This window comes from Symploca atlantica LB2515 (assembly GCF_052546295.1).
Map to the genome: position 1 here is coordinate 1,885,158 of NZ_JBQWMT010000001.1, position 15,873 is coordinate 1,901,030.

18 protein-coding genes are annotated in these 15,873 nt (G+C 43.1%); 6 read left to right on the forward strand and 12 right to left on the reverse strand.

Features of this window, described 5'->3' with window-relative positions; all coding sequences use genetic code 11:
* Positions 1-5: 5 nt before the first annotated feature.
* From ACT7WV_RS07970 to ACT7WV_RS07980, 3 genes are all read right to left on the reverse strand, one after another.
* The gene (locus ACT7WV_RS07970; RefSeq protein WP_445102389.1) at positions 6-878 is read right to left on the reverse strand and encodes a hypothetical protein; all 873 of its coding nucleotides are present in this window, start codon (positions 876-878) and stop codon (positions 6-8) included.
* A 124-nt stretch (positions 879-1,002) separates the two neighbouring features.
* Positions 1,003-1,608, reverse strand: coding sequence for a DUF1517 domain-containing protein (locus ACT7WV_RS07975; RefSeq protein ID WP_445102390.1), 606 nt, complete (start codon positions 1,606-1,608; stop codon positions 1,003-1,005).
* A 198-nt stretch (positions 1,609-1,806) separates the two neighbouring features.
* Positions 1,807-2,733 carry a LysR family transcriptional regulator gene (locus tag ACT7WV_RS07980; protein ID WP_445102391.1) on the reverse strand — a complete coding sequence of 309 codons (927 nt, stop codon included), beginning with the start codon at positions 2,731-2,733 and terminating at the stop codon, positions 1,807-1,809.
* A 181-nt stretch (positions 2,734-2,914) separates the two neighbouring features.
* Between ACT7WV_RS07980 and ACT7WV_RS07985 the strand changes: the two genes are divergently transcribed.
* Complete coding sequence (locus ACT7WV_RS07985) at positions 2,915-3,199, forward strand: hypothetical protein (protein WP_445102392.1); 285 nt, start codon at positions 2,915-2,917, stop codon at positions 3,197-3,199.
* Between the two features lie 362 nt (positions 3,200-3,561).
* Here ACT7WV_RS07985 and ACT7WV_RS07990 read toward each other — a convergent pair whose 3' ends face one another.
* From ACT7WV_RS07990 to ACT7WV_RS08000, 3 genes are all read right to left on the reverse strand, one after another.
* The gene (locus ACT7WV_RS07990) at positions 3,562-3,786 is read right to left on the reverse strand and encodes a hypothetical protein (RefSeq protein WP_445102393.1); all 225 of its coding nucleotides are present in this window, start codon (positions 3,784-3,786) and stop codon (positions 3,562-3,564) included.
* Positions 3,787-4,119: 333 nt separating this feature from the next.
* On the reverse strand, positions 4,120-4,797 hold the full coding sequence (locus ACT7WV_RS07995) for an alpha/beta fold hydrolase (RefSeq protein WP_445102394.1): 678 nt from the start codon (positions 4,795-4,797) through the stop codon (positions 4,120-4,122).
* Between the two features lie 27 nt (positions 4,798-4,824).
* Positions 4,825-4,986 (reverse strand): hypothetical protein, encoded by a 162-nt coding sequence (locus ACT7WV_RS08000; RefSeq protein WP_445102395.1) that lies wholly within the window; start codon positions 4,984-4,986, stop codon positions 4,825-4,827.
* 90 nt (positions 4,987-5,076) lie between these two features.
* Here ACT7WV_RS08000 and ACT7WV_RS08005 point away from each other — a divergent pair, with 90 nt between their 5' ends.
* Entirely contained in the window at positions 5,077-5,820 is a 744-nt protein-coding gene (locus ACT7WV_RS08005; protein WP_445102396.1) for a DUF554 domain-containing protein, read from the forward strand.
* 117 nt (positions 5,821-5,937) lie between these two features.
* Here ACT7WV_RS08005 and ACT7WV_RS08010 read toward each other — a convergent pair whose 3' ends face one another.
* Entirely contained in the window at positions 5,938-6,240 is a 303-nt protein-coding gene (locus tag ACT7WV_RS08010; RefSeq protein ID WP_445102397.1) for a DUF2470 domain-containing protein, read from the reverse strand.
* A 414-nt stretch (positions 6,241-6,654) separates the two neighbouring features.
* Between ACT7WV_RS08010 and ACT7WV_RS08015 the strand changes: the two genes are divergently transcribed.
* The 3 genes from ACT7WV_RS08015 (at position 6,655) to ACT7WV_RS08025 (ending at position 8,112) form a co-directional block, all read left to right on the forward strand.
* Positions 6,655-6,999, forward strand: coding sequence for a DUF732 domain-containing protein (locus ACT7WV_RS08015; RefSeq protein ID WP_445102398.1), 345 nt, complete (start codon positions 6,655-6,657; stop codon positions 6,997-6,999).
* Between the two features lie 15 nt (positions 7,000-7,014).
* Positions 7,015-7,533: a hypothetical protein gene (locus ACT7WV_RS08020; protein ID WP_445102399.1), complete on the forward strand. Its 519-nt coding sequence runs from the start codon at positions 7,015-7,017 to the stop codon at positions 7,531-7,533.
* Positions 7,534-7,629: 96 nt separating this feature from the next.
* Positions 7,630-8,112, forward strand: coding sequence for a hypothetical protein (locus tag ACT7WV_RS08025; protein ID WP_445102400.1), 483 nt, complete (start codon positions 7,630-7,632; stop codon positions 8,110-8,112).
* A 98-nt stretch (positions 8,113-8,210) separates the two neighbouring features.
* On the opposite strand, the gene ACT7WV_RS08030 is transcribed toward ACT7WV_RS08025, so the two are convergent.
* From ACT7WV_RS08030 to ACT7WV_RS08045, 4 genes are all read right to left on the reverse strand, one after another.
* A complete protein-coding gene (locus ACT7WV_RS08030) occupies positions 8,211-8,714 on the reverse strand; it encodes a thiol-disulfide oxidoreductase DCC family protein (RefSeq protein ID WP_445102401.1) in 504 nt (167 codons plus the stop codon).
* A 257-nt stretch (positions 8,715-8,971) separates the two neighbouring features.
* The gene (locus ACT7WV_RS08035; RefSeq protein WP_445102402.1) at positions 8,972-10,339 is read right to left on the reverse strand and encodes a VWA domain-containing protein; all 1,368 of its coding nucleotides are present in this window, start codon (positions 10,337-10,339) and stop codon (positions 8,972-8,974) included.
* A gap of 129 nt (positions 10,340-10,468) precedes the next feature.
* A complete protein-coding gene (locus ACT7WV_RS08040) occupies positions 10,469-11,041 on the reverse strand; it encodes a TerD family protein (RefSeq protein WP_445102403.1) in 573 nt (190 codons plus the stop codon).
* A 96-nt stretch (positions 11,042-11,137) separates the two neighbouring features.
* Entirely contained in the window at positions 11,138-11,740 is a 603-nt protein-coding gene (locus tag ACT7WV_RS08045) for a TerD family protein (RefSeq protein WP_445102404.1), read from the reverse strand.
* 654 nt (positions 11,741-12,394) lie between these two features.
* Here ACT7WV_RS08045 and gcvP point away from each other — a divergent pair.
* Positions 12,395-15,367, forward strand: coding sequence for an aminomethyl-transferring glycine dehydrogenase (gene gcvP / locus ACT7WV_RS08050; protein WP_445102405.1), 2,973 nt, complete (start codon positions 12,395-12,397; stop codon positions 15,365-15,367).
* An 83-nt stretch (positions 15,368-15,450) separates the two neighbouring features.
* Here gcvP and ACT7WV_RS08055 read toward each other — a convergent pair whose 3' ends face one another.
* Positions 15,451-15,837 (reverse strand): hypothetical protein, encoded by a 387-nt coding sequence (locus ACT7WV_RS08055; RefSeq protein ID WP_445102406.1) that lies wholly within the window; start codon positions 15,835-15,837, stop codon positions 15,451-15,453.
* Between the last annotated feature and the right edge of the window lie 36 nt (positions 15,838-15,873).

The window sequence follows — 15,873 nt, forward strand, 5'->3', positions numbered from 1 at the left end:
TGGCTTTAGCGCCGTCTCCTTGCCCCTGATGAGCGTCGAGGAGAGCGTGAACTGCTACCACTACTGCCAAAACTACTACTAGAGGGTTTCTTGCGGACAGAACCCGATTTGTCGGATTGCCGCAGAGTGCTTGAACCGAATCCTGACCCTGTAGCCCGACTGTTACTTGGCGATGTCCTACGAATGGTATCTCTTTGACTAGAGGAGGTTGCGTTTCTTAAGCGGCCGGTGGTTCGTAAAGCCTGACGGTTGCGAACAACTGGGGGTGGTGCTTGGTAGCGGGTTTGATATCGCTCCACTGCTTGACCATAGCTGCTGCCATATCCACCATAACCATTCAAAACTCCCCCGGCTTGATACACAGGTGGCACATAGTATTGAGGTCTAAATAATAGACTTCCCAAAGCTTGACCTGCTACAGCCCCAGCAAAAGGAGCCCAAAAGCCAGATTGCTGGCGCACAATTACTGTTTCTTGCTGACGTGTTTGAGGATCAGTTTGAGTTTCTGTAACGTTGTGGACATATTCAATACGAAAGTCTTCGGTCAGGTGCATCACCGCTTGACCACCGTCAACCTCTAGATAAGTCTTTTCTCCCGCTGAAATTTCTTCATCGGTGAGACGAGCCATCTGTAAATCATTGCTGCGAAATGTTGGGGGAGTACCTGATGGCGTATTCAGCAACATCAGAGAGTATTCCCCGTTCAAATCATCGTAGGTGGCTTGTTGCACCGGATATTTTCCCTCACTTAACTTTGTCACAGCCGAGGAGGTGTTAGAAGTCCGATTTTGAGTTTGTGTTGGTTCAGGAGAACTACAAGCAAAGGTAGTCCAACATAAACTCAGGGACAGGAAAAGAATGATAAATTTACGCAACATAAACTAGAACACTGTGCCGACAATTTTTCTGGGAAATACTAGCGCTCAACTTGAAAAGCCAAGAACTTGGCTTGTTGATGGCAGATGAAATTTAAAATCTAGCATCTAATAGCTAAAGTCTACGTTAGAGAGGAATTAATTCTGGGAAATTGCTCAACAGTTGATCGTTGGTAAGTTCATCGCCTAACTGCGCTGGAGAAAAGTGAATCTGAACCGCGCGATATTTTTCTTGGTAGTGCAGATTTATCAAAGTTTTTAGGCCGTCTTCTAATGCCTCAATACTAGCCAAATTAGTTTCTAGTTCAGGAACTTCCCCCTCAAAGGCTACTGTAATCATCACCACCAAGTTCCGAGTAACAGGTAAAGACAGTGGCTCATCTTCGCCTAGCAAGGGATCCCGATAGTCTGGTTCACTCAGATAGCGCGATGCCGAGTCAGTGAAAAGTTCAGTAACGTAGTCTCCCGCTTCACCTTCATCCCAGAAAACATCCCCTTCATTAGCCGCAGACTGCCAGTAGGTACTCAACTGTAGGAGGTTTTGGCAAATGTCAACTAGACCTTCTCCCACTACCTCAAGGTTACCGTCAGCTTCAATGGCATTCCTACCAGCCTGATTGAGAATGCCCAGCAGTGGCGCTACCTCTGCTCCAGCTAAATGGATGAACAAACGAGAAACGACAAATCGAGTTTTGCCAGTAAATTTATTAAAGCGATCGCGCAAAGAACTCATGGGTATTGCTACTCACTTTCCATGACTAGGATTCGATACAGTTAATTTTACAATTCTGGTTTGAAACAATTGCTTCGGTTTACCGAACCTAGGCAAAATTACCTTTTAGAGCGTAAATTAATCAAACATTAAGCAAAAATTCTGCCAAAGTTAATAAGTGGTCGTAAATGCAGTAAAAAAGCCAATAACAAGCCAACCCTAAGACTGACAAAGAGAGACACTTCTGACTACTGAACTATTGTTTTTAACCATATCCAAAAAGGCAAATACCGCAGGATGTAAGAGAGCGTCCGCTAAAATCGTAGCCCCAATTATCCGCTCTAAAGGAACTGGTAGTCGACAAACTTGCACTTCTGGGGGAATGGGATGAGCTGCTAATCGAGGGAGGACTGCTGCTCCCAAGCCTTGAGCTACCATTTGAACTCTTGTCGAGTCTTCTTTAATTTCGTAAGCAATCTTCAAAGGCACGTCAGAGATTTGCAGATAATTGTAAACCTTCAGATGACAACCCGTTCCGGGAACATCAGCAATTAGTGGATAAGCTGCTAACTGTTGCCAATTGAGCTGATTACTATGCAACTTAGCCGTTGGCGGTAGTAGAGCAACATAATCATCCCGAAAAATTTCCCAGCTTTCAAATTGCTCACTGGCAATAATCTCCATAAAACCAATGTCAGCCCTTCCTTCCCGCAGAGCTTGTTCAATATCCCTGTAATCTGAATACTCAGTGATAGCGACAGTAATTAGAGGGAAGTCACAGCGGAATTGGGCAACAATTGCTGGTAAAACATGGGTTGCCATACTGCGAAAAGCGGCAATTCGCACCCGCCCTCCCTCTAAGCCCTTATGGGAATTTGCCTCCTCAACCATCCCGTCTAACAGTTTGAGTACCTCCTGGGCATAGCTAATTACTCCTTCACCAGTAGTAGTCAGGTAAGCCCCCTGGCGGCCCCGCGCGAATAAACAAACTCCTAACTCTTTTTCCAAAGTTGCGATCGCATGGCTAACTGCAGATTGAGAAATTTCTAACTGTAAGGCAGCTTCACTGAAGTTACCGTACCTAGCTACTGCAACTAGGGCGCGTAGCTGGGAGAGCTTGATCCTGTGTGTGCTAATTCCATTCATGACAGTAGTGCAGGCATTATCTGGATTGTGGCAGAAACCATTAGCTAATTGCTACCTTCATCTATCGATTTTATTCATAAAAGCTATCAAAAACTGTTTTTGATTATTTTGGTTAAATAAAATAACTTGTATTTATCAGGAAACATCAAATTGTTAATTATCTCCCAAGGAGATAGTAAAAATGAATAAATTAAACCCATGCTTCGATGATCAAGCAATAGCTAAATCTTCTGATTGTTTCACAGAGGTAAGTCATAAAAAAGCTAGTCTTTGGTTAAAGACAAGCAAACTCTTACAAAAGTTTCTCTTTGTACTAACCAAAGAACCTGAACCGATAATCAGATATAAAAAAAGCTCTTTTGGCAACAATTATTGGTACGCCTACGATCCGAAAACAGGTAGATCGGCTCATTTAGCTTCTGAAGAAGAAGTCCTCATCTGGCTAGAAGAGCGTTACTATCGATAAATTGGCTATTCGCTTAGCTTGAATAACTGTTTCAGCCTATTGATGACCAGTCTAGGTTTACGAAAAATACGGTTGACGAGTTAATCCTGGAACCTGATTTGAAGGGAGATCGAGGGTCTATCACCCATGGTGACCTATTCCATGAGCGCTCGCAACCGGATAAAGATATAGAGCGTCACCACGATCGGTAGGAAGGCTGTTGCACCTCGATTTGGGATAGGATATCACTCTTGCCACTGAGAAACTGACCCCACCCGCGCCTGAATTCCAACATGGAGGACAAACGGGAAAAACGTGGTGATCGCAATTCCCCCTACAGAATTTTTGAGCCAGGAAATCAGGAAATATTTAATCTTCTGTTCCTAAATCCAGGGAGCATTGTCCATCAAAGCATTTAACATCTTCTGGAAGTTTTGGCGGAACACTACGGCTAATAAACCGCAGAATATTGTAGTTGCTGCCATCACCCACCAAAAGTGAGTGACTTGCCAGACACCGCCGAACAGGGCAAAGATGATTACTCCAGCGCCAGCCCCCCCTGCAAACAGTAGAGTGATTTCTTTGAAAGTGCGTGGTTTTGATTCCATAAAATGACCTCCTAATCCCTTAAGCACTCGTTACTTTACTCTAACGAAGCGATCGCTCCATCACCATAGCTTCAAGTCATGGAAAGGAATGACAAAAGTCATTTTCCGGTTGAGCCAATGTTTGTCGAATGGGTGTGGGTGGTGCGTAAGCAAACTCGTGACGGCAAGCCTACAGCACTTTCCGAGTCGGTGTAATAGAGTTCCCCCTCAAGCCTTTCGGGCATGCGCCAAAGGCTTAGGATAAGGGGGATTAGGGGGGTAAAAATGTACTTAGTCGTGGCACAACGAAGCATTGATTTTCCTAGTTTCAGAAACTCAGCAATAGTGCCAGAATCAGCTATTTGCTGCGGCTTCTCTGATAACGCTCAAAACTTCTTTTGTATGAGAAATCATTGCACAGTGGCTTGATTCTAAAACAACTGTTGTTGCGCGCATTCGTTTAGATAATTTACGCTGTAAATCAGGTGGAACAGCCCGATCATTGTTTGCAATAATATACCAGCTTGGCTTATTTTTCCATGCTGGTGTATCTGCCTTTACTTCCAGTAGTGATGCAGATGGCGCAGTTTGAGTCGCATATATCAATGCTATTTGTTCTGCCGAAAGGTCATCCGCAAGAATCTTTTGTACGCCTTCTTTTGAAATCCAAATAAAGCCATCTTGTTCCTGAAAATGCGGCGATGGAGATCCATATTTACTCATCAAATCTATCATTGATTCGCCAGCATCAGGAGCAAGCGCGGCAATATAGACCAAGCCAGAAACTCGCTGATCATTGCCAATTTCGGTAATCACCATACCGCCCCACGAATGACCAACCAGAATAGATTGACCTTCAAGACGATCCAAAACACGCTTCGTTGCTGCAACGTCATCAGCTAAGGAAGTGAGAGGATTTTGAACTGCAATTACTTCGTAGCCTTCTGCCGACAACGTTGAAATTATCTCACTATAACTAGACCCATCTGACCAAAAACCGTGAACCAACACAATATTCTTAATTTTGCTCATAATTGAAAGCACGAGTGGTATCTACTCCTAAAGGAATAACTCAGAGGTGTAGGTCAAGGCAAAAGCAATCGAGAAATTGCGGCAGATATTAATCTCAGCGAAGGAACCATTAAAAATCACCTGACAAATATTTTCTATCAATTGTAGATGCGCGATCGCACTCAGGCTGCCCTTTGGGCAGATCAACATCTGCTAATTTAGTTGGCATCAAATAAAAGGCGACTATTATGCAATAGCGATGGATATTGCATATTGCTGTAGTTGCCTGATTATCAAAAAATGTCTCTCGATTTCCTTGCAAAGACCAGCGGTACTTGGATTAACCTGGTAACGGTAGCACTGGGTACTACCTTGGGTATGCTCCTCAAGCACCGCCTCCCCATGCAGATGCAGCGCATTATCACCCAAGCAGTAGGATTAATTACCCTGTTTATTGGCTTCAGCATGGCGGGAAGCCTGACGAAGGTTCAAGTGGGTCAAGTCGATGGGGTACTCTTAGGACTACTGGTGATGGTGTTAGGGGGTTTGTTAGGAGAATGGTGGCACATTGAAGAGAGACTCCAATCTGTCGGTGACTGGCTCAAAAGTCGCTTCAAGGGCGGCGGTGGCTTTACCCAAGGCTTTGTCGCCGCTAGTTTGTTGTTTTGCGTCGGACCAATGACTTTGCTGGGAAGCCTTAATAATGGCCTAACCGGGGATGATACTTTGCTTACTCTCAAAGCAGTGATGGACGGCATTGCGGCGATCGCTCTTTCCAGTAGCTTTGGCATTGGTGTAGGATTCTCCGTATTAGTGATCCTCTTCTATCAAGGTGGCATCTCTCTAGTTGCTGGGATGCTGGCTCAAGCACTGCCTGACCCTGTTAACGACCCCCGCATTCTTTTGATGACAGGTGTTGGTGGATTGATGATTCTAGGGACGGGAATCAATTTGCTAGGTTTGACTCCAATCCGTGTAGCCTCTTTCCTTCCAGCCTTAGGACTGGCTCCTTTAATTTATCAAGTTGCCTTGTTAATTAGTTAAATTTGACGATGGGGACAAGGGGAAAAGTAATCGCCGCCAATCCCCAATAGGCAACCGCAGACGAATGATAATTCTCAAAAAATCTGTATTCTTCTGCGGTTTAAATAATCTAGATCATTAGCTTGCAGGCGTACTTGGTTTCGATTGCCCTCTTGTCTGCTTGAGCATGTCAATTAATGTGTGGTGCGCATCTTCCGCATCTTGCAGAGTATGATCAAACTCAATGCGTAGAGGTACAGATTCCCCATTAATTTGTGCCTTGAGATTCATCCCTTGAGCATCAATTGAGACCATCTGGGCAGCTTCTGTATCGGGGGAATCGGCAAAAACTTTAGCATAAGTGGCTACAGCCTCAGCATGATCCTCGTTCATGTGCTTACAAATGCGATCGCTTACTTGAGTTGTGAACTGTTCCGACATTGTATTGCTCAGCATATTACTGCAACTAAGGTAAACCAAAGTTAGCCTGATCTTCTAGTTGATTGATACATATTCGGTTGAATACTTACACTTTGGTACTATCTAAGACAGGAGTGCCGAATATATCACAGTTCTCCCACTCCATAGGCTAATTTAGTTTTCAGGTTCAGCATAATGCTCTTTTGCCGCAATTGCCGGAGGTATCTGGCAATTATCTCTTAATTTATGGAACTCAAGCTTTAAAAAGCCTCAAATAGTTGTATTACAAAGGTTTTACAACATGCAGGTGAAGAGTTTGCGATCGCTAAATTCTTTATTCGTAGAGTGGGCAGACTGGGTAAAGGAGTATAAAGCGAAAGCGGCTAACGAATGATACCAAAAATTAAGACCTCGTTTCTTTTTAGAGTAATCGCTGTGACCACTGTAACTGCCTTAACGCCACTGGCAGCGATCGCTCAAAAAATCCCCATGATTCAATCTGGTCTACCAGGGGCGCAGCATGAAGCTTTTATTAATACCGTTGACCAGCTACTAAATGGAGTGGAACTGGGTTTCGATCAAGTCATGTCTACTCAAGACAAGGTAAGACATGGGTTATATGCTTGCCAACAAATTAACCAAGGGGTAACCGTCGCACAGATTCAGAGAGAAATTGCTAACGACACACAGATTAGCCCAGAGCCTGTAATTCCAGAGTTAGCTGAACTTTATGCCTCAAATTTAATTGTCGGGGCTGTGTCGGTTTACTGCAATCCCTAAAGGTCAATCGCTACTATGAAAAAGCCAAAATTTAAGCTTGCAACACTTTGCAGTGCGATTGCTGCTGCCACTGTGACGACTTTTGCCCCAGCCGATGCAGCACCCTTTCCCTTAGAGATTACTTTCCTCTCGGAAGGAGATGAAGAAGGAGAGTACAAGGAACTCCATATAAATATCCCAGTGAACGACACTACACAACCTATCGATGGAGGCGTAGTCCGATACTACGATGTAGCGATCGCACAAGCAGTTGCGATTACTTACCAATCATGCAAAGACCGAAATGAGCAAGGGGCTGACTTTTTCTTAACAGCAGGAAATCAAGGGCAGATTAATATGGGTAGGTTCTATATTTCCTGCAATCTAGCCCATGACTTGGGAATTGCTTATGGTTTGAATGACAGCATATCACGACCCGTTATAAGCTGGGGAGGTATTTATTGGAAACATATGCCATCCCTGAATCTCGATACAGATGCGAAATCACGGCGGTTTGTGAGCTTTTCAAGCAACTTTAAGCCTGTTGACCGTTAGATTTCCTAAAAAAGAAACGGAGTGCTTGCGGATTACCTGTCTAACTACGATATTTTTCAATAAAACTGAGTTTATTTTCTTTTAGGTAAAAGCGTGATGCAGAAGTATGCATTTCTTGGTTTCGCTAGTTGCTTCTCGATTCTATTGGTTAATTTGACAGTACCACGGGTTAATGCCCAAGGAGCATGTAGTATTCAGAAGAGTATCTATCGAGATGCAGATAATAGAGGATTTGAGTTAGTTTTGAGTGAAGCTATTCCAGCAGTTGGTTCACTACGTGCTACTGCAAAAATTAATCATTCTCAGCAAGATAACCTCTATCAATTTGACGTTGTGCAGGCGAATGGTTATGGCTCTTTCTTTGCCATGAATCATGCCGATGAATTTGTCATCAATTTCTTTGATGCTAATTTAGGAGCAGCCAACATTTCCTACATAGGTTCTGATGTTGAAGCGCCCAATGCTGTTTTCATTTCTGGTTTAGGCAGTCACGACTATTACAACAGGAAAGATCAAGTTTCAGAGAAGACAGCACCTTTGCTTGGCGATACTATGTGGATTTATGATCGCTGTCAATGAACTGTGGCTAGTTTGGGAGTTAGGAGACAGATAAATACTACTTTTGGTAAATTCTCACCCTCAAATTCTAGAAACGAAGTTCAGCGCATCGGCAAAGTCTATCCATCATCCTCGGTCAATCTGCAACGCTGGGACGTCTCGCACTCAATCCGCTGTTGGCGATCGCTAATAATAGTGGCTAAGTCTGGTCGTCCAGTTAGCGCCAGTCGCCAATCGGCCCAGATTTCGTATAAGGTATCCACAATGAAACCAATTACAGGTAACTTAGTGGCTGCATAGATCCAGCCCATGTCCAGAATTTCGTAAACTCGACGAAAGACTTCGACATTTTTGATGATCGTACCGTCGGGGAGTACAGCATGAATTCGCCCCATTGCTGTCTCAAAGTCTACCCCACCATGGATTTCAGGAGTGTAGTCATTATCAGCAATGTCCACAAAAGTCACTCTTCCTCGACCAGCATCCCGTTTTCTCAAGAAGTTGACCTCTCGCACACACAAGGGACACTCACCGTCGTACAGCAACTTAATTTGCCAGGACGGTTTTGGAGACGTAGTAGCAACTTCAACGGATTCCTGGGGTTTAGTGTTCGATAAGGGCATATTGGAGAATTAATCGGCTAAAGACTTTTGTTAAAAATCTCCCTGACAAGAAGATAGAGATTTTATTTGCTCGTTTGTTACTGATTGTAACGAAATTATGATAGTTGAGTATGCTGTTCGTTACTCCAACCTTATTGTCAGTGATTACCAAGTCTTTGTAGTGGAGCCATCTTGGTCACTACTCATACCCAATTTAAATGCGTGAGAGCTTAGTTTGCAAAGTTCTTTAGGGATTCTAGGGAACAACCACCCAAGCCTCAGCTTAATATGCCTTTCAACCTTGCCTCCTTTATCCAACTGGGAAATTCATTGAGAAGTCTTTCATATAATTGCTCATCAGTGATTTTGCTTAGATCATCTATATTAAAAAAATCGGCATTATCAACAAGGCGACCACCTACTGTATCTAGTCTTTCTAAAATTCCGTAGTTAGAACCAGCCAATCCAACGAACTGCCAAAATATAGGATATTGAGCGGCATCAAACACAGCTTGTTTAATTTCTTGCTCATTAGTAACACCTCCATCACTAAGAAATACAATAAATGTGGGCAAATTACTAGGCTTTTCTTGAGTGTATTTCTTTATTACATCTCGTATAACAAGAGGCTCATTGTTGCCAAAACCCAATTCCTTCATCAGATCAGGTGCTTTTAAAATTAGGAAACTTCTTTTACTTTCACCACATTGTTGTTTGATGTAGCCATCGACATTGGCCTCTCTCACAGATTGAGTTCTTTTAAATCTGGAGCCAAAGAACCAAACATCTAAGGTTTTATCATCATCTAGCCTACTAGCTACTGGAACTATTCTTTCAACAAAAGCTTGTACTGCTCCCGATGTATATTGATGGAGCATCGACCCAGAAATATCTAAAACCAAAGCAACTTTGGCTACGACATTATTAATGTCTTTCTTTTTAAGGACAATATCTATTTTTGCTTTTAAAAGGTTAATGTCTGCCTTTTTCTTAATATCAATAGGCTGTTGTTTGGTATTCTGAGGATTAGTTGAAGGTGTCTCTATTTGAGGTTCTTCTTGATCTTCTTTTTGTTGATCCTCAACCTTGTACTTATCTACAAAAGTTTGTAAGCCAGCATTATAGCCTTGTCCGACGGCATGAAACCTCCATTCTCCGTTTTTTTTATACAACCGACCAAACTCTAAAGCCGTCTCTTGAGAAAAAGCCTCTTTTAAATCGTACCTAGCTAACTCGCGTCCTGTTTCCTGATTAAAAAGTCTGATAAAGGCATTTTTAATGTGACTAAAATTTTGATTTTTTTCCTGGGCTTCGTGAATAGTAACAACAAAAACCATCTCCTGAATTGCAGAATTGACCTTATGCAAATCTATATGAATTGTTTCATCGTCTTTTTCTCCTTGCTCAGTTCTGTCATCTCCTGAGTGTCTCAAAGAGCCATCCAGTGATTTCAAATTGTTGTAAAATACAAAGTATTTTTCATTAGGAACTATGCCATCTGCATCTAACATAAATACAGAGGCATCAATATCATAATTTTGTCCTGTATCACTCACTTCCCAACCTAAACTAATGTTAATTTTCTTTAAATCAGGAGCTTCTTGAAAAAGATTAAATCTGCTGCCTTTAATTAATTCAGTTCCCATATTGTTTGAATGTCTATTCCAGCTTAAATTATGCTGATCAAGCTAAGTTTGTTTATAAGACAGAAAGGGGCATTGATTATTGCCCCTTTCTGTTCAGAGTCCTATTATTTAGGCTTTTTCAAATAGCCACTAAGAAGCATATTTATCTACAAAACTTTGAAGCCCTGAATTATAACCTGCTCCAACTGCTTGAAATCTCCACTCACCATCTTTTTTGTAAAGCTTACCAAATTCAATGGCAGCTTCTCGCGAGAAATCTTCATCTAACTCATACTTAGCAACTTGTTTTTCTGTAGCATTATCATAAATTCTGATAAACGAGTTTCTGACTTGCCCAAAGTTTTGCTTTCTTTGCTCTGCTTCATGGATGGTTACAACAAAAATTATTTCTTGAACCGATGAATCTACTTTGCTCAAATCGATTTCAACTGTCTCATCGTCTCCTGTCCCTTCTCCAGTTCTGCTATCTCCTTGATATTTAACAGAACCATCTGGCGATGCAGAGTTGTTATAGAAAACAAAGTATTTTTCGTTAGGAATTTTTCCATTGGCTCCCAACATAAACACAGAAGCATCCAAGTCAAATGCTGAACCCGTATCTGTTTGGTTGATATCCCATCCTAAACCAATTCCTGCAAGCTTCATTCCGGGAGCTTCTTTAGCAAGATTGATTCTTTCACCTTTGCTTAGATTAATTGACATGACTCTTACCTCTTTTTACAAAACAACTTTGATTCCGAATTGACATGCAGTGGATTTCCCCAAGAAGTAGGGGTTATCTGGATATACAACCCTAGCTTAAGTATAAGAGTTGACTAGTTCCCCCAATCCATTCACACTAACTCCCTTGCCAATGGCAGCCATTTTCCACTCATCATTATCCTTGTAGATTGCAGCCATGATCATCCCAGTCATCCCTTGGTATTCCTGACCCGATAAGTTATATCTTGCGAGTTCCTGATTGTTCGATATATTTACCAAGCGTACAAAGGCATTTTGAACCTGTCCAAAGTCTTGTTTACGGGCAAGACATTCGTAAATATTAACCGTGAATACCAGTTTTACAATTTCTTTTGGCATCCGAGCTAAATCAACAACAATCTGCTCGTCATCTCCTGCACCTGCACCTGTAAGATTATCCCCTAAATGAGTAATAGCTCCTGATGAGTGGCTTAAGTTACTAAAAGAAATCACATTTGCTCTGTTATTCACTTTGCTATTGCTATCTAAACAAATAACTGATGAATCAAGGTCGTAGTTTTGAGTATTGCCGAAAGCGCTAAAAATACCACCACCTGACTTTTTAGCTATATCCCAACCCAAGCCGCACATGAGCTTGGTAAGGCCAGGTGCTTCTTTAGAAAGTGAGATGCGTTGTCCTTTTTGTAGGTTAATTACCATCTATTTTACCTCTTAGTTATAGCGGTCAATAAGTGCTTTTAAGCCGCCCTGATATGCTCAAGACACCAGTTACCATCTTTTCAGTAGAGTTCAGCCATAATCAATACTATCTCTTTGGGAGATTAACCTAAATGTAATTAGGTAAGTACCAATAAACGAAGATATGTCAATGCTTCGACTTTGCTCAGCATTGACCCTGAGCGGACTCCAAGAGTCAACAAATATTAAGAAGCTAAATTTCCCTCTCCCCTGCCTTAACTCAACAACAAATATTAATGCCAACCTACTAAAAGACTACATCTTGTCTTATCTGCAAGCCTAGCTTTTAAAAGAATATTAGGTGTACTAGAAAATAGTAGAGATAACCGAATACAACCTATCGACCAGATAATCTCTGCTGCGTTTCAAGTTATTCAGGGTATCTGCGGACAAAAGGATTGCATCCTTGTGGAGTAAGGGAATCACCACCAGATCATCCTGAAAATCTGAGGAAAGTCTTTTTTCTCCAGTTTCCTCTCTCTGATGCCATCTTTATTTAACATCGGTTAACCTGTGCTGAGAGTTCTTGCGAGAAGGTTTGTTACAAAAGAATAAGTAATTTTACCTGCCCTGGCAACTCGCGCAGCATCGCCAACCCTCAGATACAGGTTTCATATGCTTAATTTTGATATCGTTAACCCAAATCCACAAACAGAAGACACTCAAGACACCCCTGAGTCTCAGCCGCAATTATCTACCCCACAATTGCTCGCTACTACGGAGGCTTTTGCCACACGGCACATTGGCCCTAATGCTGATGAAATCGAGCAAATGCTAGCAGCCTTAGGCTTCTCTAGTCTCGATGATCTCATTAATCGAACAGTTCCCTCAGCTATCCGGTTTAACCAACCCCTAAATTTGCCAGCAGCCTTAAGCGAACACGCCGCCTTAGCCAAGCTAAAAGAAATTGCCTCAAAAAACCAGGTGTTTCGCTCATTAATTGGCATGGGATATCACGATTGCATCACTCCGCCAGTGATTCAGCGCAACATCTTAGAGAATCCAGGTTGGTATACTGCCTATACACCCTACCAAGCAGAGATTGCTCAAGGAAGACTAGAAGCCCTGCTTAACTTCCAGACAATGATTATCGAGCTAACGGGTCTGGAAATCGCTAATGCTTCTTTGCTCGATGAAGGCACCGCCGCCGCAGAAGCAATGAGTATGAGTTATGGCTTGTCTAAAACTAAAGCCAATGCCTTCTTTGTTTCCCAAGCCTGTCATCCCCAGACTATCGCCGTCTTGCAAACTCGTGCTAGACCTCTGGATATTGAGATTATTATCGGTGACCATCAGACCTTTAGCTTTGAGCAAGAGATTTTCGGCGCATTGCTACAGTACCCGGCAACTGATGGCACAATTTACGACTATCGGGAGTTTATCAACAAAGCTCACGCAACTAAAGCCTTAGTTACAGTAGCCGCAGACCCCTTAAGCCTAACTCTACTCACACCCCCTGGTGAATTTGGCGCTGATATTGCCGTAGGCAGCACCCAGCGCTTTGGTGTTCCTCTGGGATATGGAGGGCCTCATGCCGCTTATTTTGCCACGCGAGAAGCCTACAAACGGCAGGTTCCGGGGCGAGTTGTTGGTGTATCCAAAGATGCTCAAGGCAAGCCAGCACTGCGTTTAGCTTTGCAAACTCGTGAGCAACATATCCGCCGCGATAAAGCGACAAGCAATATCTGTACTGCCCAAGTACTCTTGGCGGTAATTGCTTCCATGTATGGGGTGTACCATGGAGCAGCAGGAATTAAAGCAATAGCAGAGAAAATTCATAAGTTAACCGTAATGCTGGCCCAAGGACTAAAGCGCCTCGGCTATAGCATTGGTTCAGAACCATTTTTTGATACTCTGCGAGTAGAATTAGGCGATCGCACTTTAGAAGAGATCCTCACCAAAGCTGAGACTCATAAAATTAATTTGCGTATCTTAGATTCCACTACAGTGGGTATCGCCTTAGACGAGACTACTACCGTTGATGACTTGCTTGACCTCTGGAAAATATTTGCGGCTGTAGATTCCCTAGATTTTGGCGTCGCAGAACTGAATCTAGACAGTGTAAATTTTGAGCAACCTTTCCGGCGTACCAGCAGCTATTTAACTAACCCTGTCTTCAATCGTTATCACTCGGAAACTGAGTTGCTGCGCTATCTACACCGACTAGAAGCTAAAGACTTATCCCTAACCACCTCGATGATTCCTTTGGGTTCCTGTACCATGAAACTCAACGGAACCGCTGAGATGATGCCAGTTACTTGGCCTGAGTTTGGCAAGATTCATCCTTTTGCCCCTCTTTGGCAAACTGAAGGTTATCAAATCCTCTTCCAGCAGCTTGAGGAATGGTTAGGCGAAATTACTGGCTTTGCAGGTATTTCTCTTCAGCCTAATGCTGGTTCTCAAGGGGAGTATGCCGGACTCCAGGTGATTCGCAAATATCACGAACATCGAGGCGAAGGGCATCGTCAGATTTGTTTAATTCCCGAATCTGCCCATGGTACAAATCCCGCTAGTGCTGTGATGTGTGGCCTGAAGGTAGTGGCGGTTGCTTGTGATCACCAGGGTAATATTGACTGGGAGGATTTACAGGCAAAAGCTGAAAAACATCGCGAAAACCTCGCCGCCTTGATGGTAACTTACCCTTCTACCCATGGCGTATTTGAGGAGCCGATTCGAGAAATTTGTCAGGTTATCCATCGCCACGGTGGTCAAGTCTACATGGATGGGGCTAATATGAATGCCCAAGTGGGACTATGCCGTCCCGGAGATATTGGGGCAGATGTTTGTCACTTGAATCTGCACAAGACTTTTTGCATTCCCCACGGCGGTGGTGGCCCAGGGATGGGCCCGATTGGTGTAATGCCGCATTTGGTGCCTTTCTTGCCTAAAACTTTGCCGACTGTAGATTCAGATCAAAACACTCTGCAAGCTGCTAACCTCTCGATTGGCAGTATTTCTGCCGCACCCTGGGGTAGTGCTAGTATCCTGCCGATTTCCTGGATGTATATTGCCCTCATGGGTGGTGGAGGTTTGACTCAAGCCACTAAGGTAGCTATCCTCAATGCTAACTATATTGCTCATCGCCTAGAAACTTATTACCCAGTTCTCTACAAAGGCACGAATAGTTTAGTGGCTCATGAGTGTATTTTGGATTTGCGATCGCTTAAAAAGAGTGCCGGAATCGAAGTGGATGACATTGCCAAGCGTTTAATGGACTACGGTTTCCATGCGCCTACAGTTTCTTGGCCCGTTGCTGGGACAATGATGGTGGAACCCACAGAGAGCGAATCTCAGGAAGAACTAGACCGTTTCTGTGAGGCAATGATAGCGATTCGCCAGGAAATAGAGGAAATTGAATTGGGTAAGGTTGATGCTCAAGATAATTTACTCAAAAATGCACCCCACACAGCTCAAAGCCTGATGGCAAGGGAATGGTCACATCCCTATTCCCGTGAACAAGCGGCCTACCCTGCACCCTGGACTGAGGAATCTAAGTTCTGGCCGACTGTAGGAAGGATTGACAATGCTTTTGGCGATCGCCATTTTATTTGCTCGTGTCTAGGAATGGAGGCTTACCAAGAGGCATAAACTTTTGCTAAGGGTAACCAGGGCACGGCATACCGTGCCCTCTTTAATCGCAGGTTGAGTAGTCTTAAGTGGAATTTTGTCTCTTACCGAGTAGCAATAGCCCCAATAATGGCAAAAACCAAGGCGATGGCGGCAAAAACCAGCGTGATAATCAGTAGCCAGTATTGAAGTGCATAGAGTTTTCTCAGTTCTGCCAAGGCATCCATCAAATTATTAATATCACTTCCCTGAGTATCAACAATTCGCTGGAAAGCCAAGCCAGCTTTACTAGTCCAGATACCGATAATAATCTGAACAATGCCTTGAATCACAGAGCCAAAACCACCCCGTGTGATAAAAACTACTCCAAAGATAGAAACCAGCACTCCAATACCTACCAGGAAATAGCCGACAAAGCGCATTTTCTCAGCTAAGTCTTTAATCAGTTGATTCTGACCGTTACTGAATTCATACTGTTGAGATTCCACCACAATTTTTCTCCTGTGAGAAATATATCCAGATTTTAG